We start from the raw sequence: 19106 nt of genomic DNA, 5'->3' as shown, positions 1-19106 counted from the left end.
AGATGAATATGCCAAAGCGCTACAGTGAAATGACACCATATGAGCTAAGGGAAGAAATTGGGCTTTTGAAAGAGCAAGCGATAAAAGCTGAGCAACTTGGAATTGTAAATGAGTTCGATGTATTAATGCGAAAGATAGCAATGGCTCGCGCTTATATGACTGACATAAACAAATTCCATATCGGTGAGACATATGAATTAGTAGAAGAACCTGGTATATTATTTGAAATTACGTATTTCAATGGGGTATTTGCTTGGGGACATAAGCAAAATGATAATGAAGAGATCGGAATCCCGATTTCTTTATTACAAGAAAAATAAAAACCAGAGAGCGAATATCTCTCTGGTTTTCATCTTTGGTAGGCGTTACAGGAGATAGGAGATTCTAAAATTGGCGTTTTTTACATTCATTCGCCAATATAATGAGAGACTGGGTTTGTTGCGTCTGTCCGTTAACTTGCGCTTTTGCATGTTTCGGACGAGTCCACGTATGGTTAAATAATTCAGAACGACTATCTAAGCGATCACGGTAGCTCATCTTTATCACCTCGTGTAGGAAGTTAAGTTACTTTGTTACTATTCTTCCTGCTGATTTGCAGCACGCATACGTTCTTGTGGGTGCGTGTTAATTGTGCCGTTAGGTCGCTTCGAAGCGAAGCGTGATTTCGCTTTCGGTTGACCGTCGATTTTGCTGTTGTTTTTTGACTCAGACCAAAATTCGGCTTGTTTACCCATTGCGAACGCCCTCCTCATCATCAGTTGATACCTCTTGAAGAAGTATCAATTATAGAATGTGCAAAATAGAAGAAACTATCCTTTAGAAATGAAGGGATAATTAGGTAAAGGAGATTAGAACATGAATGATATTTATGAAGCATTAACGAAAGAACTATTAGACAAAAATGACAAACTTTCTTACGCGCAAGCTCGTGCGTGGGTTGAATTACTGTGGGAAGATTTTCAAACAACTTATGCGAAATCAGGTCGTTATCAAGGAGAAGAAATGACTGAACAAGTGGTGCGATCATGGATTAATAATCATGGAGTACGCCTTCATGAAATGCGTACAAATAATCCGAAATATAGCCATTTAATCAATCAAGAAGATCATTTGAAACATTAAAAAAAGCGACTGAAGTCGCTTTTTTTAATGTGGAAGTAACTCCAGTTTTTTTCGAAGTTTTTCTTCACTAAAAATCCATCCTGTATAGGAACTAATAATATTTAAATTATGATCGAGTTGAACGATTGCAACGAATGGATAATAGTCTTTACTGCGATATCGCAAATCAATGAATCGAACTTCATAATAATGATCATAATCGAAAATGTCCCAGCGATATACAGGGGAGAAAGATAAAAATGCTGAGATGTTTTCATCTTGTTTAGCTGCGCGCATAATAGCATTATCTGGGAACGGTACCCGATTGAACTTATCATATACCATGATGTTACCACGATGCCATCTAGCAACGTAGTAATAATTGGTTGTAACGATTGCTAAATGATAATGATAAAATCGATAAGAAGGAGAAATAATTATCTTCTCAACATGTTTGAAACGTTTTTGTACAACGCTTCTTATATTTCTATGCATCATAATCCGTCCGATATAGTAAACAATCATCAATATATACGCTGCTAAGGCAGTATACCCTTTATGGGAACCTACGAGCATACAAGCAATTGCGAGTATATGGATGAAGAAAATGACGGTATCGAATGTATTAATGATACCTAGCGCTACCCATTTTTTTGTGAAGGGTCGTAATGCCTGTGTACCGTAGGCATTGAAAATATCTACAAAGACATGAAGAAAGACGGCAATAAATGACCAAAGTAGTAGATGCAAATATGGAGCGTCTGAAAAGAAGGCGAAAGAGATGCCGCTTATAAGGAATGACCAAAGAATCACTGCAGGAATGGAATGAGTAATCCCGCGATGATTTCTTATATATTTAGCGTTATTACGCAATTTTAAAACTGTATCGATATCAGGAATATTGGAACCAGCAATTGTAGCGAGCATAACTGCTTGTGGCCCAATATCACTTTGTGCTATGGCTGGATCTAACGTGGCCAAGCTGCCTAGAGTAACGCCCATAACAAGGTGAGTGGCTGTGTCCATAGAAATCCACCTCCGTTTTTTATTAATGTAACTCTTTTTATTCGATACCTCAAGTCCTTTGCCTTCTATTTTCTATGTCATCTTACTTAAATTTTTTCCTAAAATCTTTATAATAGTACTTATATGCAAAAAAACGAGGGGGATCAAGTTTGACACTTGAAATATTAAATAATTTTAACATAGAGCAGTTTCAAAATGATTTAATTGGTTGGTTTGAAAAAGAGCAACGCGACTTACCGTGGCGTAAAAATAAAGATCCATACCGTGTTTGGGTTTCGGAAATTATGTTGCAGCAAACTAGGGTAGAAGCTGTAAAACCATATTACGCGAATTTTATGGGGAAGTTTCCTACTCTAGAAGCTTTGGCAAATGCTGATGATGAAGAAGTGTTAAAAGCATGGGAAGGTTTAGGGTATTATTCTAGAGCAAGAAATTTACATGCGGCCGTAAAAGAAGTAAAAGAAGTATATGGCGGGATAGTACCAAGTGATGTAAAGAAAATTGAAAAATTAAAAGGAGTCGGCCCCTATACAAAAGGTGCTATTTTAAGTATCGCCTATGGTATACCAGAGCCGGCAGTTGATGGAAATGTAATGCGTGTATTGTCTCGCATTTTATCAGTATGGGATGACATTGCAAAACCAAAAACGAGAAAAGTGTTTGAAGAGATTGTGCGTGAAATTATTTCGGCAGAAAATCCATCTTATTTTAATCAAGGTTTGATGGAATTAGGAGCACTGATTTGTATTCCTAAAAATCCAGCATGCTTACTTTGCCCTGTACGTGAGCATTGCAGGGGATATGCTGAAGGTGTTCAAAAGGAATTACCAGTAAAAAGTAAAGCGAAAGCCCCTACGATGGTACCGATTGTTGCGGGAGTACTTCAAACGGAAGATGGTCGTTACGTCATTAATAAACGTCCAAGTACCGGTTTATTAGCTAATATGTGGGAGTTTCCGAATATTGAACTTGGCGAAGGGATTCGTAATCAGAAGGAACAGCTTATAGATTATATGAAAGAAAAATTTGAGCTTTCGATTTCTATTGAAGAATACGCAATGAATGTACAACATACGTTTACACATCGTACTTGGGATATATTCGTATTTTACGGAAAAGTAACTGGTGATATTGTTGAAACAGATACATTGAAATTTGTATCGAAAGAAGCATTTGAGCAGTTACCTTTCTCTAAATCGCATCGTACGATTTATGAGAGTTGTGTTGAGAAAATTACAATGCAATAAACAAAAAAAGTGTTCCCAGGTTGGGAACACTTTTTTAATCGTAAGAAATTTTTGTCCCATGAGTCCAACTAGCATCACCTTCTTGTAAGCCGCCTCTTGATTCAATTTCTATTACAATTTCTTTGTAAATACTTTGACCTTCTGCATTTAAATACGGCAGAATCTGTTGTAATGAATGATGAAAATAAGCTAATTCATCTTCTTTCCATTCATTTTTTGAAACCATCGTTAGTTCAGTCATATCGCGTCCTATATACATATTTCCACCTCCATTTTCTATAGTTTGAATGAGTGACAAGAGATATATACGGAGATTAAAAAAAGAAAATCACGGATAGCTTCTAAGTGAATTGGTTACATTATTGGTTGTGGAGGTGAGAAAGATGAGTAAAAAACAACAAGGTTATAACAAGGCAACTTCTGGTGCTAGCATTCAAAGTACAAATGCTAGTTATGGTACAGAGTTTTCAACTGAAACAGATGTGCAAGCAGTAAAACAAGCAAACGCGCAATCAGAAGCAAAGAAAGCACAAGCTTCTGGTGCACAAAGTGCAAACGCTAGTTATGGTACTGAATTTGCAACTGAAACAGACGTGCATGCTGTGAAAAAACAAAATGCACAATCAGCTGCAAAACAATCACAACCTTCTAGTTCAAATCAGTAATGAAAGAAAAACACTTCTCTAATTCGAGAGAAGTGTTTTCTTTGTGCTTTGGTCATGGGAATGAAAATAAAACGAACGACATAACTTCTAATAAGTCAACAAATGTAGTCAAAGGAGAAGGAAGTTAAAGATTAGAAATATGTAATGAGGAATAATAAATGATAAATAAGTCCAAAAGGGGGTAAGTAATGAACGATTTTGATAAGTTGGTAGGAGAGCAATTGGAAACGATGGATGAGTTGTTGAAGTTACAAGCTCACCTAGAGAAGTATCAGCAAATTGAAATGAGCGAAAAGGATACGTGCGATAAAAAGGAATTACATTTTATCCGCCAAGAAATATATAGAACAGAATTAGCGCTCAAGCTATTACATGAGAAATTTGAAGAGCAAACAAATAGTGTGATTCAATCTTTTGAAACTGAAAAAATGATTTCAAATTTAGGATAAGATATATCGTTACCTTTAGGTGAAAGGTCCTTCTTTACATGGAAATGAGGAAGGACTTTTTTTATCCCACTTTAATGGGCAGTAAGACCCCCATCTCAAAATTCAGCGAAAGCAAAGGCGTTAGGTGGGGGCAGGCTGACCATAAAAGTCCGATTGGTGAGGGCTGATTAAAGTTTCACTTTATTCTCCTTTCCTCGTTTGGCCCCGTTCCCTAAGAAAGACTATAGATATGGTATTCAGTGTGAAATATAGAGTCTTATCGCTTTAGTTTTAAAATTTCGACAAAAAAGTTATAATAGAAAAAAAGTGAATGCAGTTCAAAGGGCATTTGCAGTTGAAGGAAGGGAGCATATATGGGATTTCCCAAAGAAGGAGAAAAAGTACAAATACATAGTTATAAACATAATGGCTCCATTCATAGAATGTGGGAAGAGACAACGATTTTAAAAGGGACACAAAGTCTTGTGATCGGAGCAAATGATCGTACAGTAGTGACAGAATCAGATGGCCGAACATGGATTACTCGTGAACCAGCAATTTGTTATTTTCATGCAAACTACTGGTTTAATGTGATTGGAATGTTAAGGGAAGAGGGCGTATATTATTATTGTAATTTAAGCTCACCTTTTGCATATGATTCTGAAGCGTTAAAGTATATTGATTATGATTTAGATATTAAAGTGTATCCAGATATGACATATACACTTTTAGATGAAGATGAATATGAAAAACATAGTCAAATTATGCAATATCCACCTGTAATTGATACGATTTTAAAACGAAATGTAGCACAACTAACACAATGGATTCATCAAAGAAAAGGGCCATTCGCACCAGACTTTGTAGATATGTGGTATGAGAGATATTTAATGTACAGAAATTAAAACAAACCTGCAGGGGATTTCCCCGCAGGTTTGTCCTATTAGAGGGGGGATTATGTGCAAGGTATAAAAAGATATTTGCAATTTGTTAAACCATATCGATGGCTTATTGCTATTACGATTATGATTGGTCTAGTTAAATTCGGCATCCCGCTCATTATGCCGTGGTTATTAAAGTATATTATTGATGATGTCATTCAGGGCGGAGAGTCACTTCAAGATAAGACGTCCCAACTAGTAACAGCGATTGGGATTGCTTTTTTTATTTTTGCAGTGTTAAGACCACCGATTGAATATTATCGTCAATATTTTGCGCAGCGTATCGCAAATACAATACTATATGATTTGCGAAAACATATTTTTGGTCATTTACAAAAGTTGAGTTTACGTTATTATTCGAATACAAAAACAGGGGAGATTATTTCGCGTGTCATTCATGATGTAGAACAAACGAAGGATTTTGTAATTACTGGTTTGATGAATGTTTGGTTAGACACGGCAACAATTGCTATCGCTATTATTGTTATGTTTTCTATGAATATAAAATTGACATTTGTTGCGCTATTAATTTTACCTATTTATGTAGTGGCAGTGAAATATTTTTTCGGGCGTCTTCGAAAATTGACGAAAGAGCGTTCACAAGCGTTAGCAACGATGCAAGGGTATTTACATGAACGTATTCAAGGGATGCAAGTGACACGTAGCTTTGCATTAGAAGAGTATGAAGGGAAGCAATTTGAAAAAAGAAATAATGAATTTTTGACGAAAGCGTTAACACATACGAGTTGGACGGCGAGAACATTTTCGGCAGTAAATACGTTAACAGATTTAGGGCCGTTACTCGTGATCGGTTTTGCGGCGTATGAAGTGATTCAGGGGCAGTTAACCTTAGGAACTATGGTTGCCTTTGTTGGATATATGGATAGTTTGTATAGTCCACTTCGCCGCCTTGTTAATTCCTCTACGACATTAACACAGTCTTTCGCATCGATGGATCGGGTGTTTGAACTGTTAGACGAAAAATACGATATTGTGAATGTACAAGGTGCGGTACAAACGAAAAAATTAAATGGTGAAGTGATATTTGATAATGTATCTTTTCGTTACAACTCGGATGAAAAAGAGGTATTACATAACCTTTCGTTAACTATATTGCCAGGAGAGAAGGTAGCACTTGTAGGAGCGAGTGGGGGAGGGAAGTCATCTCTTGCTAGTTTAATCCCGCGTTTCTATGATGTCTCTTCAGGCGCAGTTTATGTAGATGGGATAGATGTTAGAAAGTATGATATGAGAAATTTACGTAGTCATATTGGAATTGTACTGCAAGATAATTTGTTATTTAGCAATACAATCGGGGCAAATATTTTATATGGGAATCCGAAAGCTACAGAGGAAGAAGTAATTGCAGCTGCCAAAGCTGCGCAAATTCATGATTTTATTATTGAGTTACCTGATGGTTATGATACTGTCGTCGGGGAACGCGGTGTAAAGTTATCTGGTGGGCAAAGGCAACGTGTAGCGATTGCACGCGTGTTTTTAAAGAATCCATCGTTACTTATATTAGATGAAGCGACTTCCGCTTTGGATTTAGAAAATGAACGATATATTCAAGAGGCGCTTCAAACGTTAGCTGCTGATCGAACGACGATCATAATTGCACATCGATTGGCGACGATTACGCATGTGGATACGATTATTTACATTGAAGATGGTGAAATTAAAGAAACAGGATCTCATGAAGAATTAATGAAAAAAAGAGGATATTACCACAATTTATATCAACTTCAACATATAACAGAAACAGCTCCTTTAGCGTAAAAGGAGCTGTTTTTTATTCGTCTTCTTTTTTATCATCGATTTTAAGTTCTGCTTCTGGTTTATGGTATGTGTAGAAGCTATCCACAAGTAAATCTAAATGCTCTACTTCTTCACTATAGTTAATAATAGCAGAAATAAGAGGGAAGAGATGTAGCCATGTTTTATATGCCTCTTCATCATCCTTGTTTTGATATTCCATAAAGATATCAATTAATTCCTGTTTACCTGTTTCAACTTCATCAAGCATTTCAACAGATTGTTGTTTTTTTGCTTTACCAATAAATTTTAATAAAACTTGTTCATGATAATGTGTTAATGAATCAAGTTCGTTCTGAATAGATTCCTGGAATTCTTCTGGCATATAGCGCAGTTCGTTTTCAGTACGATGTAATGATTTTAACGTACTTAAAGCACGACTTGTCGTCGCTAACATTTGTCTGAATAAAACAAGCTTACGAATTTTTGCGAACTTTACTTTTTTCGTATAGCTTCTTTCTTCTTTATACAGCAAATAGTAATGGTTTAGTTTGATCATTTTTTCTTTCATACGATCAATATCAGTTTTTAATGTTGTAAAATCAGAAGCTTGCCTGCTATTCATTCGAATCCATTTTACAATTTCTTCTGTATTATCAACGATGCGATGATATAACTTTGTTTCGTATTTTGGCGGCATAAACACTAAATTTACAAGTGAAGCCGCAATAATTCCAACCATAATCGTCGCAAATCGAAGTAAGGCAAAACTAAAGAAATCTTCACCTTGATACTCCATAATAGCGATAACTGTTACTAAAGCAATTGATATTGTGTTTTCTAATCGTAATTGCAATGTAAGAGCAATTACTAATATACATGTTAATCCAATAATAAAAGGATTATGTCCAAAAGCAGTAGCGAATGCGATAGCGAATACCGCACCAATGACGTTTGCTTGAATTTGTTCAAGTGCAGTTAAATACGAACGGTATACAGACGGTTGAACAGCGAAGATAGCTGAGATTCCCGCAAATACTGGACTCGGTAAATTAAGTAAAATACAAGCAAATAAAGCTAATGTGATGGCAATACCCGTTTTTAAAATGCGAGCACCAAGTTTCATACCCTTAATAAGATCCTTTCTCTTGTCATAATGAATGTACAACATGATACTATACATTCATTACAATATGTTAGCAAGTGATATTTTAGTGACGTTAATAAGAAATTAAGATTCATTTTATACTTTTTCCTAATTCTTTTTAAACATCAATTTTTAGTAAAAAAACCTGCTGAATTTCAGCAGGTTTCAAATTGTTACTATAGATTACTATGAGAAGTGTACTTCGTCAATTTTTTTCTTGAAGATGAAAATTAGGTATATCACTCTGTTGAGATAGATGGATCAGCCTGCTCTTTTTTCGGGATGATTTCAAAAAACTGTTGCTGCATATCATCGAATAACGGTGTCAATAAAGCAACTTCCTCGTATTGCTCATGTTCATTTAATACACGGATATAATCTAGTAATAACTCGGTCACATCTTGCACACCATTTTTACTAAGTGGTTGTAATGTAACATTTGCTCCTTTTGCGATTCTTCTTTTTAAGGCCTGTTCTGTTAAACCTAAGCTTGAATCATGGCGTAAATAAACAACACCGCCAGTCATACCAGCGCAAATCCATGGACCAGGATCTCCTAAAACAAGCGCGCGCCCATTTGTCATATATTCAAAAGCGAAACCTTTAATATTAGAGTATGCTCCTATATTCCCTTGTTCTTTTTCGCGGAGTGGCTTTATCATGCGTCCGCCAATTATCATGTCTGCTCCAGAGAGGCGAATGCCAGCGCGAGCATCAGCGTTACCTTGAACGTATAGCGCCCCTTTTTGTGCACCGTATCCAAAACCTTTTCCGACAGAACCGTTATAATATAGACCGTCTTTTCCTTTTGCTTTCGTTATATAAATACCACCACCAAAGGAAGTTTTACCAATACCATCTTGTGCGCCGCCGTTTACGTGTATAAATAAGTTCTCACTATTGTAAGCACCTAATCCATTTCCAGGAATCGAGCCATTCGTATACTTTAATGTAAGTGGTTCAAGCTTCGTGTCTTCATATAATTTACTACGAACGCGATAACAAGATTCTAGACCACCCATAACGCGTTGCTCTACGCCAACGCCTACTAATTCTTTTGAATGAGGAGAATGAATTGTTTCAAATTGTTTTTCTAGTACGTGTTCTGTTTTTGTACTAGATGGATGTTCTATCGTTTGTAGTAAATTACATAAGTTTAATAAATTTTTGCCTCGAACTTGTTCTAATAAATCGGAACGTCCGACAATTTCTTGTAAATTTGTATAGCCGAGATTTCCTGTTAATCGTTTTAGTTCTTCGCCAAAAGTAGTGAATAAATGCAATAATCCAGCCACGGCGCTTTCTAATTCACGCGGGACGAAGCGGCGTAATCCGTGTTCTTTCGCTTGAGCTTCAGATTCAATCTGTGTTGCGATTCCAACGTGGCAAGTATCTAGATGACATCCGCGGCAAGTTGTACAGCCAATTGCAATCATGGATAATGTACCAAATCCAATGCGGTTTGCTCCAAGGAGCATAATTTTCAAGGCATCATTCACACTTCGAATACCACCATCAGCCCAAATTTCTACTTTATGTCTCATATTTGCTTCTAATAAAGCATTGTGAGCGGCTTTCACACCAATTTCTACAGGAAGCCCTACATGTTGCAATGCGTGAATACGTGCGGCACCTGTACCACCATCAAATCCGCTAATGTTAATAAAATCAGCACCAGCTTTTGCGATACCGACAGCAATTGTTCCAATGTTAGGGACGACAGGAACTTTTACAGCTACTTTTGCAAGCTGATTAGCCGTTTTAATTTCTGTAATCATTTGAGCCAAATCTTCAATGGAATAAATATCATGGTTGTTAGAAGGTGAAATTAAATCAGAGCCAATTGTAGCATTACGCGCTTCGGCGATTTTGGCTGTTACTTTTGAACCTGGCAAATGTCCACCTTCACCAGGCTTGGCACCTTGCCCAATTTTTATTTCAATTAAGTTTGATGAATTGAGTAGTTCGGCGTTTACGCCAAATCGTCCGGACGCGATTTGTTGTCCACGTGTATGTGGATATTTTCCAATCATATCTTTAATTTCGCCGCCTTCACCGTTCAAACTAATCATATTTAGCTGATCGGCTGCTTCTGCATATGCACGAAAGGCAATTTCATTTTGAGAACCGAATGACATAGAACTAATAATAAATGGTAAATCATGATTTCGAATACTGATGGACACTTCTTCAGCCGGAACGACATGTTTTGTTTCTTTCGTTTGAACAAGATGTCTAATTGCGATTGGGTTATTTTCTTCTAATTCACTTAATTTTTCACGGTAATCATCATAAGAGTTTCCCTTTGCAACATCGCCGATTGCTTTCCAAATTCGCGGGAATATATGAAAAGATTTTCGCATTCTAACTTTAGGATTGTTATAATCGTTCGCTCGCATTTGTGCATCTTCAGCAAGTGATTCAAGAGAAAAAGCTAAATCATTTGAACCTAAGAAATTTGTAATTTGCAATATATTTGCGATTTCTTCATGTAACCCGATAGAAGAATAGAGGCGACCGTAACCACGCAATTCATGAATTCCAATTGTTGAAATGACTTTTTCCAGTCCTTTATTAAGTGCATGATATAAATTCGTAATTGGTGTTTTTGTTCCATCATTTACGGTTGCAAATAGTAAATATGGATTGATACTATCTGCTCCTAATCCATACAGTGTGACGATATCGTGTAAGGAGCGAAGGGCACCAGAACGTATAACGAGAGAGCAGTTTCGGCGTAATTTATTTTCGCTTAATACTTGATGTACTTTCGCGGTAACTAAATGCGGATCAATCCATAATCGTCCATTTAGGTGAGCATCAGCATCGTCTATTAATAATAGGGAAGCTCCATCGTTCACGGCTGTTATCGCTTCAGAACTAATTCGACTTAAGGCACATTGTAAAGTTTCTGCCTGACTGAATGTAGCAGAGATTGTAGCGATAGAGCTATGAGTATTGAATAGTTGTATAAGTTGCTCGTACGTAATTGTGTGTAATTCTTCTACAATAGATTGTGCTACACTTCCTTCTAAAATGATTGGGGAAAGCATCTCAACTACAAATGGCTGTTTAGCATCAGCCAATAAACTTGGACGTTTGCCAAGTATCGTTCGTGTGGAGAAGTGTTCAACTTCTCGATCGCGATCGATTGCTGGATTTGTAACAACAGCTACACTCTCCTTAATGAAGTCAGCGATATTTCGTCTATCAGTATCGAGTGCAGCGAGTGGTGAGTCATGCCCAAGTGAGCGAATTGGCTCAACGCCTTTTGTTGCCATCTGTTCAAGAAGTTGAATATGTTCACGATCCCATCCGAAAGCAACGTATTGCTTCGTTTCAACTTGCATAGAATCACATAATCCTTGGATTTCTTTCGTTTCAGGGGTAGATAAGTTTAAATGATAATCTTTAGTATCCACTCGTTTTTTAAAACGGTCATATACTTGAGCTTGGTATTTGTCATATTCATAAAGAACAAGCTCATCTTGTTCATTCCACTTTAGTCCGACTTTTTCTCCAGGAGCGAGTGGTTTCGGTTCTGCTACATATTCAGTTGGAGATACAACCCCAGGTTCAGAAGAGAAAATATAAGAACTCTCTGTCTCTACTTTCCAAACTGGTCGTAGTCCGAGGGAATCGACGCTGAAAACAGCTTCATCTTTATAGCGTGAAATAATGCCAGCTGGACCTTGTGCAAAATGGCCCCATGCTTCACGTATATACGTATATAAATCTTGTAAATGCGGTTCATAAAGTTTAATTTCATTAATGATTGGTGGGAATAGTATATCCATTGCTTCAAATAAACTGTAGTCGTATTGAACAAGTAGAGTTTCTAAGGTGCGGTTTAAATCTTGGGAGTCGCTACCCCCAGCAGTAAGTGGAACATGAATCATGTCAGCTTGATCGCGTAACTTGGCAATTGTGTTAATTTCACCATTATGTCCGAGAATGCTAAATGGTTGTACACGAAAAAAATTAGATAATGTATTTGTAGAATAGCGATTATGTCCAAGTGTCATAGTTGAAGCGATCAGCGGGTGTTGTAAATCATTGTAATAGGCCACAAGCGTATCACCAGCACCGAGAACTTTATATACAACATGATCACGACTTAAGGAAGCAACATGAATCGCTTCGTTTTCCTCTATTTTTATCGTTACTGAAAATAATGTTTGCTCAATATTTACAACTTCATTTTCTGCGATAAGAGCAACTTGCCAAAATAAAGGTTCTTCTTGTTTACCAAGTGGACCGAGTGCATCGGAGTTGATTACATTGTCACTTTCGAAAAGAATTGTAAAGTTTTCGTTGTTTAGTTGTGTACGAATATGATTTTTTAAATCAACTATATTCTCGTTTTTGTTTAGAAAAAAATGTCCAACGATAAAGTGGGGATGATCCACAATCGTTGGATTATATCCGCTACTTTTTAATTTTTCATTCCAAAGAGCTTTTGGTACATCAATGTGAATGCCGATTCCATCGCCTTCGCCATTAATGAAACCAGCTCTATGATTCATTTTGACGAGCGATTGTATGCAAAGGTCAATATTTTCTTTTGTAGGAATTTTTCGTTTCTCCATAACGGAAACGATTCCACACGCATCATGTTCTGCATTTTTGTAATCTCGAAATAAAGACGGTGTCCATGTATTTGTTTTATTGAGCATCCGTCAATCCCCCCTCTTATTGAAGTTTGAATAATCTTACTATTTAAGGTGTGAGCAGCCTTGTATACAAAGATAGTAAGGATATAAAAGAAAAATTAAACAGATAATTATGAATAATTATACTATTAATAAGGAATTTATGAAATAGAAAAAAGGAAAAAAGAAAGAGGTGCTTTCTTTTTTCCTTTTCATGATGCGATTATTTATTGTCTGCTAAAGCAGCAAATGCTCTGCCTACAGCTTCGATTGTATATTCAATATCTTCTTTTGTATGTTCTGTTGTTAAGAACCATGCTTCGTATTTAGAAGGTGCTAAGTTAACGCCTTCTTGAAGCATTAGCTTGAAGAATTTGCCGAACATTTCCCCATCTGTATCTTGTGCTGCATCGTAATCTTCAATTGTATTTGTTGTGAAGTATACAGTTAAAGCACCTTTTAGGCGGTTTAATGTAATATCGATATTATGTTTTTCAGCCTGCTCTAAAATTCCTTTTTCAAGCATTGCACCAAGTTCATCTAATTTTTCATAAAGCCCTTCTTGTTGAAGAACTTCTAGACAAGCAATACCAGATGCCATAGAAGCAGGATTTCCTGCCATTGTACCAGCTTGATATGCAGGTCCAAGAGGGGCAACTTGTTCCATAATTTCTTTCTTACCACCGTAAGCACCGATTGGAAGTCCGCCGCCAATAACTTTACCAAGCGCTGTTAAGTCTGGTGTTACGCCAAGTAAGTCTTGAGCACCACCGTACATGAAGCGGAAAGCAGTAATAACTTCATCGTAAATTACTAGTGCACCAGCTTCGTGAACAAGTTCATTCACTTTCTCAAGGAAGCCAGGTTTTGGCTCTACAATACCGAAGTTTCCAACGATTGGTTCTACAAGAATAGCTGCTACTTCATGTCCCCATTTATCTAATGCTTCTTTTAAAGTTTCTACATTATTAAATGGAACGGTAATAACTTCTTGAGCGATACTTTGTGGTACACCCGCTGAGTCAGGAGTTCCTAGTGTAGAAGGGCCAGATCCAGCTGCTACAAGTACTAAATCAGAATGACCGTGGTAACAACCAGCGAATTTCATAATTTTTGTGCGGCCTGTGTAAGCGCGAGCGACACGAATTGTTGTCATTACAGCTTCAGTACCAGAGTTTACGAAGCGGACTTTATCTAATGCAGGCATTGCTTCTTTTAACATTTTTGCAAATTTTACTTCTAGCGCTGTTGGAGTTCCGTAAAGTACACCATTTTCAGCAGCTGTTGTAATTGCTTTTGTAATGTGCGGGTGAGCATGTCCAGTAATAATAGGACCGTATGCTGCTAAATAATCGATATATTTATTTCCGTCTACATCCCAGAAATAAGCACCTTTTCCACGTTCCATAGCAACAGGAGCGCCGCCACCAACTGCTTTAAAAGAACGAGAAGGACTATTAACACCGCCAACGATATGTTCTAAAGCTTCTTTATGTAATGCTTCTGATTTTGTGAATTTCACTACCATTCATCTCCTTACAAAAATCTATGTATTATTCTAACATGTTTTTCGAAAAGACGTATTGTTTGTGATAGAGAAGGCAGTTGGGTAAACTATTCGTTGTGACATTTAGGAAGGGGGTCCGGTTATGAAATCGGTAATTGAGGTACAAGGGTTACGTAAAGAATTTACAGCCTATTCAAGTCGTCCAGGTTTAAAGGGTGCATTTCGCGATTTATTAAATCGTAATTATAAAATAGTACCAGCAGTAAATGATGTATCTTTTACTGTGAAACAAGGTGAAATGGTTGGATATATCGGTGAGAATGGTGCTGGTAAATCAACGACAATTAAAATACTTACGGGGATTTTGACTCCGACATCAGGAGACATTTTAGTAAACGGGATGAACCCGCATAAGCAGAGGGAAGAATTTGTAAGAACGATTGGTGTTGTTTTCGGACAACGCTCACAGCTTTGGTGGGATATTGCGGTACAAGAATCGTTTCGTTTATTAAAAAAAGTGTACGGTGTATCAGACGCTCAGTATAAAGAACATATGGAGCACGTGATCGAAACGTTAGATATTGGTCCTTTATTAGATAAGCCAGTTCGAAAGCTATCTTTAGGTCAAAGAATGCGTTGTGAATTAGCGGCAGCATTAATTCATAATCCGCCGTTATTATTTTTAGATGAACCAACAATTGGGTTAGATGTACTTGTGAAATTGAAAATACGTGAATTTTTAAAAGAAATGAATGAACGTTATAAAACAACGATTTTATTAACAACTCATGATATTACTGATATTGAAGCTTTATGTGAGCGCGTTATCATGCTGGATGAAGGCAATATTATGTATGACGGTTCTTTACATAATCTTCGTACGCAGTGGGGAGCAGAGAAAGAAATACATTTTCAGTTTGTCGCACCAGTTTCTTATCAGGATTTATCAATGGTTATGCCAGATAGTCATGTCGTTTGGTCGAAAGCGAAAGAGGAAAACGCGTGGATTGCCAAAATACCGAATGAAGAAGTTATTATTTCAATGCTTATTTCTAAAGTGGTACAAGCCTTTCAAATTAAAGATTTAAAAATTAACGAAGTGTCTACAGAGGAAATTATTCGTAACATTTATGAGGAAGGTATTAAACATGGGTAAGTACATTGAAATGATTCGAATTCGCTTTTTAATGATGCTTGCGTATCGTACAAACTACTATAGCGGGATTTTAATTTATACAATTAATATCGGCGCATATTATTTTTTGTGGCAAGCAATTTATAGCGGAAAAGAGAATATTGAAAGTTTATCTATTTCGCAAATGACTACGTATATCGCAATTGCGTGGATGGCACGTGCTTTTTATTTTAATAATATAGACAGGGAAATTGCGATGGAGATTCAAGAGGGACGTGTAGCGGTAGAACTGATACGTCCATATAACTATTTAGGGATGAAAGTGATGCAAGGTCTTGGTGAAGGAATATTTCGCTTTGCCTTCTTTTCAATTCCGGGTATGGTCATCGTTACCTTATTATTTTCATTGCAAATTACAACGAACTTTCAAACGTGGTTATATTTCTTCTTATCTTTAATATTTAGTTTTATTATTAATACACAAATTAATTTAATGACGGGAATGCTCACATTCTTCTTATTTAATAATAGCGGAATTATGTATGCAAAACGTGTTGTTATTGATTTGTTTTCAGGTCTATTATTACCAATTAGTTTTTATCCGTTATGGGCCCAAAAGACAATGATGTTTTTACCGTTTCAGGCTATTAGTTATATTCCGAGTATGATTTTCTCAGAAGGTATACAAGGAAGTAAATTGTATGAGGCATTATTATTCCAAGTAATTTGGGCCATTGTACTTATTATTCCGATTGTACTTATGTGGAGAACGGCGAGAAAACGTCTAATTGTACAAGGGGGATGATGAGATGATATATATAAAACTATTTTTGCAATATGCAAGTCAATATATAAAAACAAAATTGGAGTATCGGGGCGATTTTATCGTTGGGTTACTTTCTGATTTATCACTACAGGCTGTTAATTTAATCTTTATTCTTGTTGTGTTTGGACATACGCAAGCATTAAAAGGTTGGAGTAGAGAAGAAGTCATCTTTATTTATGGTTTCTTTTTAGTGCCGTTTGCCATTTTCTCAGCTTTCTTTAACATATGGGACTTTAATGATCGTTACATTATTAAAGGAGAAATGGATCGCATATTAACGAGACCGATTCATAGTTTATTTCAAATTATTTTAGAAAGAATGGAGCTTGAATCTTTAATTGGAGCGATTACGGGAATGATTGTAATGGGCTACGCAGCAGTGGAGTTGCAATTATCTTTTTACTGGTACGATATCTTCTTATTCTTATTGATGGTAGGAGGGGGCGCACTTGTATACGGAGGGATATTTGTTACGCTTGCAAGTCTTGGTTTTTGGTCGGACGCGAAAAGTTCGATTATGCCGCTAATGTATAACATAGGGAATTATGGCCGCTATCCTGTTAATATTTATAACCGTGTGATTCGCTTCATTTTAACGTTTGTCCTACCATTTGCGTTTGTTGGAGTGTATCCAGCAGCATACTTCTTAAGAAAGACAGAGTGGAATAGCTATGCATTTGCAACACCATTTGTTGGTGTTATCTGTTTTACGATTGCAATTACTCTTTGGAATCAAGGGGTAAAAAGGTACCGTGGTGCAGGGAATTAATTATAAAAGCTTGTTTGTTTCTAAGGGATAAATCTAATGGCTGTCTCATACATATAAAATGAGGTGGAGGACATGTTATGGGGATTTATTCTATTAATTGCAGCAATTGCTATTTTGAGGAGTGTCCAATTGTTATGGAGTTCCTATTCGGATTCAACGCGTTTTTTTTCGCTGTATAATTTAGCTACATTATTTTTGATTTATACAACAGTATTGATTGCATTTGGATTAAGTTACGTTGTATTAGAGGAAATGGGTTTTGCAGTTTTGAAAGAGGATGGAGAAAGCTTAAACGCTCACTCTTTTCAACTGGTTGAAATTTGTTTATATTTTAGCGCAGTTACTTTATTGTCTGTTGGATATGGTGACATATCTCCGATTGGAATTGGGCGATGGATTGCGATTGGAGAAGCGCTAATTGGATATACATTACCGTTTGCTTTTGTAATGAGGTCTGTAATAGACAATGAAAAATAAGGAAGCATTTGTTATAGTAAAAGAAAAGAGTAGGAGTGATAACAATGATCACAGTAGGAGAAATGGCTCCAGAATTTACATTAGAGGGAAGTAACGGGGAACAAGTTCGCTTAGCTGATTTTCGTGGTAAAAATGTAGTTCTATATTTTTATCCGAAAGATATGACTCCAGGGTGTACAACTGAAGCATGTGATTTTCGAGATGCATATGGATTATTTCAAGAGAAGGACACAGTTATTCTTGGTGTAAGCCCTGATTCAGCGAACAGACATCTGAAGTTCATTGAGAAGCATGAACTTCCATTTGTACTTTTAGTAGATGAAGATCATAAGGTGGCGGAATTGTACGATGTTTGGAAGTTGAAAAAGAACTTTGGGAAAGAGTACATGGGAATTGAGCGCTCTACATTCCTTATTAATAAAGACGGTGAGCTTGTAAAAGAGTGGCGTAAAGTGAAAGTGAAGGGACATATTGAAGATGTTCTTTCTTATATAAAGTAAATCCATTGTGGAGATAAAATATATAGAAGTAAGGCGAGTGTCTATACATATTTTATTGTCTTACATAAAGTGAAGTGTAGGGCATACCTCCTCAGATGATAGTATTCCAAGTGCGATTATGTCGCACTTTTTTTCTATTGTAAATGCATAAAAAATAGGGAAAGATACATAAGAATAAGGCTATATACAAAAATAAACCACATACTTATAGTAGAAATATTGACGATTTATAAGAAAAGGAGTACACTCTTTATAAGAATTATAAAATAATAATCCGTATAGAATCGGGGTGCATGACGGTGGTCAAAGAAGAATTAAAAGAAGCGCTAGAAATGCTGAAAAATACGGGTGTACGCATTACTCCACAGCGTCATGCTATTTTAGAGTACCTTGTGGAATCTATGACGCACCCAACAGCGGATGAAATTTATAAAGCATTAGAAGGTAAGTTTCCAAATATGAGTGTTGCAACTGTCTATAATAACTTGCGTGTATTTAAAGAGGTTGGACTTGTAAAGGAATTAACTTATGGAGACGCTTCAAGTAGATTTGATTATGTTACAAGTCAACATTATCATGTGATTTGTGAAAAATGTGGTAAGATTGTTGATTTTCCTTATGGAGGTTTGGAACAGCTTGAAGAGGAAGCTGCGAAAACGACAGGTTTCGTTATTAATAGTCATCGCTTAGAAATTTATGGCGTTTGTCCAGAGTGTCATAAGGCGTAATATATAATAAAGAAAGAGGCTGACGGCTTTACGTCAACCTCTTTCTTTATTATATATGGGAATTACGTTAGGTTCAGAATGATTTAAAATGTTCAGTGGAGGATTTAATTAAGGATAAATACAAGAGAGGTTGTCCCAAAAGGTCGTTAAAAACGAACTTTTGGAGACAACTTCTTTTATTTTTCCTGTATATGGATAAAAA

At 36.5% G+C, this 19106-nt stretch carries 20 protein-coding genes; 13 read left to right on the top strand and 7 right to left on the bottom strand.

All coding sequences use genetic code 11. The features are described 5' to 3' along the window. The first annotated feature begins 2 nt into the window (after positions 1-2). Positions 3-320: a YfhH family protein gene (locus FH036_RS16250; protein WP_001057032.1), complete on the top strand. Its 318-nt coding sequence runs from the start codon at positions 3-5 to the stop codon at positions 318-320. Between the two features lie 64 nt (positions 321-384). Here FH036_RS16250 and FH036_RS16245 read toward each other — a convergent pair whose 3' ends face one another. Further along, positions 385-537, bottom strand: a complete 153-nt coding sequence (locus tag FH036_RS16245) for a YpzG family protein (protein ID WP_000122093.1) — start codon at positions 535-537, stop codon at positions 385-387. Between the two features lie 38 nt (positions 538-575). Continuing rightward, complete coding sequence (locus FH036_RS16240; protein ID WP_000517891.1) at positions 576-734, bottom strand: small, acid-soluble spore protein K; 159 nt, start codon at positions 732-734, stop codon at positions 576-578. Positions 735-855: 121 nt separating this feature from the next. On the opposite strand from FH036_RS16240, the gene FH036_RS16235 reads away from it, so the two are divergent. Next, on the top strand, positions 856-1122 hold the full coding sequence (locus FH036_RS16235) for a YfhJ family protein (protein ID WP_000998158.1): 267 nt from the start codon (positions 856-858) through the stop codon (positions 1120-1122). 24 nt (positions 1123-1146) lie between these two features. Here FH036_RS16235 and FH036_RS16230 read toward each other — a convergent pair whose 3' ends face one another. After that, positions 1147-2127: a metal-dependent hydrolase gene (locus FH036_RS16230; RefSeq protein WP_000379128.1), complete on the bottom strand. Its 981-nt coding sequence runs from the start codon at positions 2125-2127 to the stop codon at positions 1147-1149. A 149-nt stretch (positions 2128-2276) separates the two neighbouring features. Here FH036_RS16230 and mutY point away from each other — a divergent pair, with 149 nt between their 5' ends. Then, the gene (mutY, locus tag FH036_RS16225) at positions 2277-3374 is read left to right on the top strand and encodes an A/G-specific adenine glycosylase (protein WP_000171401.1); all 1098 of its coding nucleotides are present in this window, start codon (positions 2277-2279) and stop codon (positions 3372-3374) included. 34 nt (positions 3375-3408) lie between these two features. On the opposite strand, the gene FH036_RS16220 is transcribed toward mutY, so the two are convergent. Next, positions 3409-3633 carry a hypothetical protein gene (locus FH036_RS16220; protein WP_000275444.1) on the bottom strand — a complete coding sequence of 75 codons (225 nt, stop codon included), beginning with the start codon at positions 3631-3633 and terminating at the stop codon, positions 3409-3411. 124 nt (positions 3634-3757) lie between these two features. On the opposite strand from FH036_RS16220, the gene FH036_RS16215 reads away from it, so the two are divergent. The 4 genes from FH036_RS16215 (at position 3758) to FH036_RS16200 (ending at position 7187) form a co-directional block, all read left to right on the top strand. Beyond that, positions 3758-4039: a gamma-type small acid-soluble spore protein gene (locus FH036_RS16215; RefSeq protein WP_139895992.1), complete on the top strand. Its 282-nt coding sequence runs from the start codon at positions 3758-3760 to the stop codon at positions 4037-4039. Between the two features lie 188 nt (positions 4040-4227). Then, entirely contained in the window at positions 4228-4488 is a 261-nt protein-coding gene (locus FH036_RS16210) for a YgaB family protein (protein WP_000997582.1), read from the top strand. Between the two features lie 353 nt (positions 4489-4841). Beyond that, positions 4842-5372 carry a nucleoside tri-diphosphate phosphatase gene (gene ntdP / locus FH036_RS16205; protein ID WP_000506628.1) on the top strand — a complete coding sequence of 177 codons (531 nt, stop codon included), beginning with the start codon at positions 4842-4844 and terminating at the stop codon, positions 5370-5372. 54 nt (positions 5373-5426) lie between these two features. After that, the gene (locus FH036_RS16200; RefSeq protein ID WP_139895991.1) at positions 5427-7187 is read left to right on the top strand and encodes an ABC transporter ATP-binding protein; all 1761 of its coding nucleotides are present in this window, start codon (positions 5427-5429) and stop codon (positions 7185-7187) included. 13 nt (positions 7188-7200) lie between these two features. Here FH036_RS16200 and FH036_RS16195 read toward each other — a convergent pair whose 3' ends face one another. The 3 genes from FH036_RS16195 to hemL form a co-directional block, all read right to left on the bottom strand. Beyond that, positions 7201-8289 (bottom strand): aromatic acid exporter family protein, encoded by a 1089-nt coding sequence (locus FH036_RS16195; RefSeq protein WP_000765784.1) that lies wholly within the window; start codon positions 8287-8289, stop codon positions 7201-7203. A gap of 260 nt (positions 8290-8549) precedes the next feature. After that, on the bottom strand, positions 8550-12986 hold the full coding sequence (locus tag FH036_RS16190; RefSeq protein ID WP_139895990.1) for a glutamate synthase-related protein: 4437 nt from the start codon (positions 12984-12986) through the stop codon (positions 8550-8552). Positions 12987-13185: 199 nt separating this feature from the next. Then, the gene (gene hemL / locus FH036_RS16185) at positions 13186-14490 is read right to left on the bottom strand and encodes a glutamate-1-semialdehyde-2,1-aminomutase (RefSeq protein WP_000260536.1); all 1305 of its coding nucleotides are present in this window, start codon (positions 14488-14490) and stop codon (positions 13186-13188) included. Between the two features lie 121 nt (positions 14491-14611). Here hemL and FH036_RS16180 point away from each other — a divergent pair, with 121 nt between their 5' ends. The 6 genes from FH036_RS16180 (at position 14612) to perR (ending at position 18904) form a co-directional block, all read left to right on the top strand. Continuing rightward, complete coding sequence (locus tag FH036_RS16180) at positions 14612-15625, top strand: ABC transporter ATP-binding protein (RefSeq protein WP_139895989.1); 1014 nt, start codon at positions 14612-14614, stop codon at positions 15623-15625. Continuing rightward, on the top strand, positions 15618-16409 hold the full coding sequence (locus tag FH036_RS16175) for an ABC transporter permease (protein ID WP_000521525.1): 792 nt from the start codon (positions 15618-15620) through the stop codon (positions 16407-16409). The genes FH036_RS16180 and FH036_RS16175 overlap by 8 nt, the downstream gene beginning before the upstream one ends. Before the next feature lie 4 nt (positions 16410-16413). Further along, complete coding sequence (locus FH036_RS16170; RefSeq protein ID WP_000639353.1) at positions 16414-17199, top strand: ABC transporter permease; 786 nt, start codon at positions 16414-16416, stop codon at positions 17197-17199. A 72-nt stretch (positions 17200-17271) separates the two neighbouring features. After that, positions 17272-17676 (top strand): potassium channel family protein, encoded by a 405-nt coding sequence (locus FH036_RS16165; protein WP_000964350.1) that lies wholly within the window; start codon positions 17272-17274, stop codon positions 17674-17676. A gap of 44 nt (positions 17677-17720) precedes the next feature. Beyond that, positions 17721-18176, top strand: coding sequence for a thioredoxin-dependent thiol peroxidase (gene bcp, locus FH036_RS16160; protein WP_000633720.1), 456 nt, complete (start codon positions 17721-17723; stop codon positions 18174-18176). 299 nt (positions 18177-18475) lie between these two features. Next, entirely contained in the window at positions 18476-18904 is a 429-nt protein-coding gene (perR, locus tag FH036_RS16155) for a peroxide-responsive transcriptional repressor PerR (protein ID WP_000237834.1), read from the top strand. Positions 18905-19106 lie beyond the last annotated feature (202 nt).

The sequence above is a fragment of the Bacillus sp. CD3-5 genome (assembly GCF_006349665.1).
GTDB lineage: Bacteria > Bacillota > Bacilli > Bacillales > Bacillaceae_G > Bacillus_A > Bacillus_A paranthracis.
This window is presented reverse-complemented; position numbering and strand designations above follow the sequence as displayed.

What these genes read in the sequence shown, in the direction of transcription:
- FH036_RS16250 (WP_001057032.1), top strand. Translation starts at nt 3, where the DNA reads ATGAATATGCCAAAGCGCTACAGTGAAATGACACCATATGAGCTAAGG.
- FH036_RS16245 (WP_000122093.1), bottom strand. Translation starts at nt 537, where the DNA reads ATGAGCTACCGTGATCGCTTAGATAGTCGTTCTGAATTATTTAACCAT.
- FH036_RS16240 (WP_000517891.1), bottom strand. Translation starts at nt 734, where the DNA reads ATGGGTAAACAAGCCGAATTTTGGTCTGAGTCAAAAAACAACAGCAAA.
- FH036_RS16235 (WP_000998158.1), top strand. Translation starts at nt 856, where the DNA reads ATGAATGATATTTATGAAGCATTAACGAAAGAACTATTAGACAAAAAT.
- FH036_RS16230 (WP_000379128.1), bottom strand. Translation starts at nt 2,127, where the DNA reads ATGGACACAGCCACTCACCTTGTTATGGGCGTTACTCTAGGCAGCTTG.
- FH036_RS16220 (WP_000275444.1), bottom strand. Translation starts at nt 3,633, where the DNA reads ATGTATATAGGACGCGATATGACTGAACTAACGATGGTTTCAAAAAAT.
- FH036_RS16215 (WP_139895992.1), top strand. Translation starts at nt 3,758, where the DNA reads ATGAGTAAAAAACAACAAGGTTATAACAAGGCAACTTCTGGTGCTAGC.
- FH036_RS16210 (WP_000997582.1), top strand. Translation starts at nt 4,228, where the DNA reads ATGAACGATTTTGATAAGTTGGTAGGAGAGCAATTGGAAACGATGGAT.
- ntdP (WP_000506628.1), top strand. Translation starts at nt 4,842, where the DNA reads ATGGGATTTCCCAAAGAAGGAGAAAAAGTACAAATACATAGTTATAAA.
- FH036_RS16195 (WP_000765784.1), bottom strand. Translation starts at nt 8,289, where the DNA reads ATGAAACTTGGTGCTCGCATTTTAAAAACGGGTATTGCCATCACATTA.
- FH036_RS16190 (WP_139895990.1), bottom strand. Translation starts at nt 12,986, where the DNA reads ATGCTCAATAAAACAAATACATGGACACCGTCTTTATTTCGAGATTAC.
- hemL (WP_000260536.1), bottom strand. Translation starts at nt 14,490, where the DNA reads ATGGTAGTGAAATTCACAAAATCAGAAGCATTACATAAAGAAGCTTTA.
- FH036_RS16180 (WP_139895989.1), top strand. Translation starts at nt 14,612, where the DNA reads ATGAAATCGGTAATTGAGGTACAAGGGTTACGTAAAGAATTTACAGCC.
- FH036_RS16175 (WP_000521525.1), top strand. Translation starts at nt 15,618, where the DNA reads ATGGGTAAGTACATTGAAATGATTCGAATTCGCTTTTTAATGATGCTT.
- FH036_RS16170 (WP_000639353.1), top strand. Translation starts at nt 16,414, where the DNA reads ATGATATATATAAAACTATTTTTGCAATATGCAAGTCAATATATAAAA.
- FH036_RS16165 (WP_000964350.1), top strand. Translation starts at nt 17,272, where the DNA reads ATGTTATGGGGATTTATTCTATTAATTGCAGCAATTGCTATTTTGAGG.
- bcp (WP_000633720.1), top strand. Translation starts at nt 17,721, where the DNA reads ATGATCACAGTAGGAGAAATGGCTCCAGAATTTACATTAGAGGGAAGT.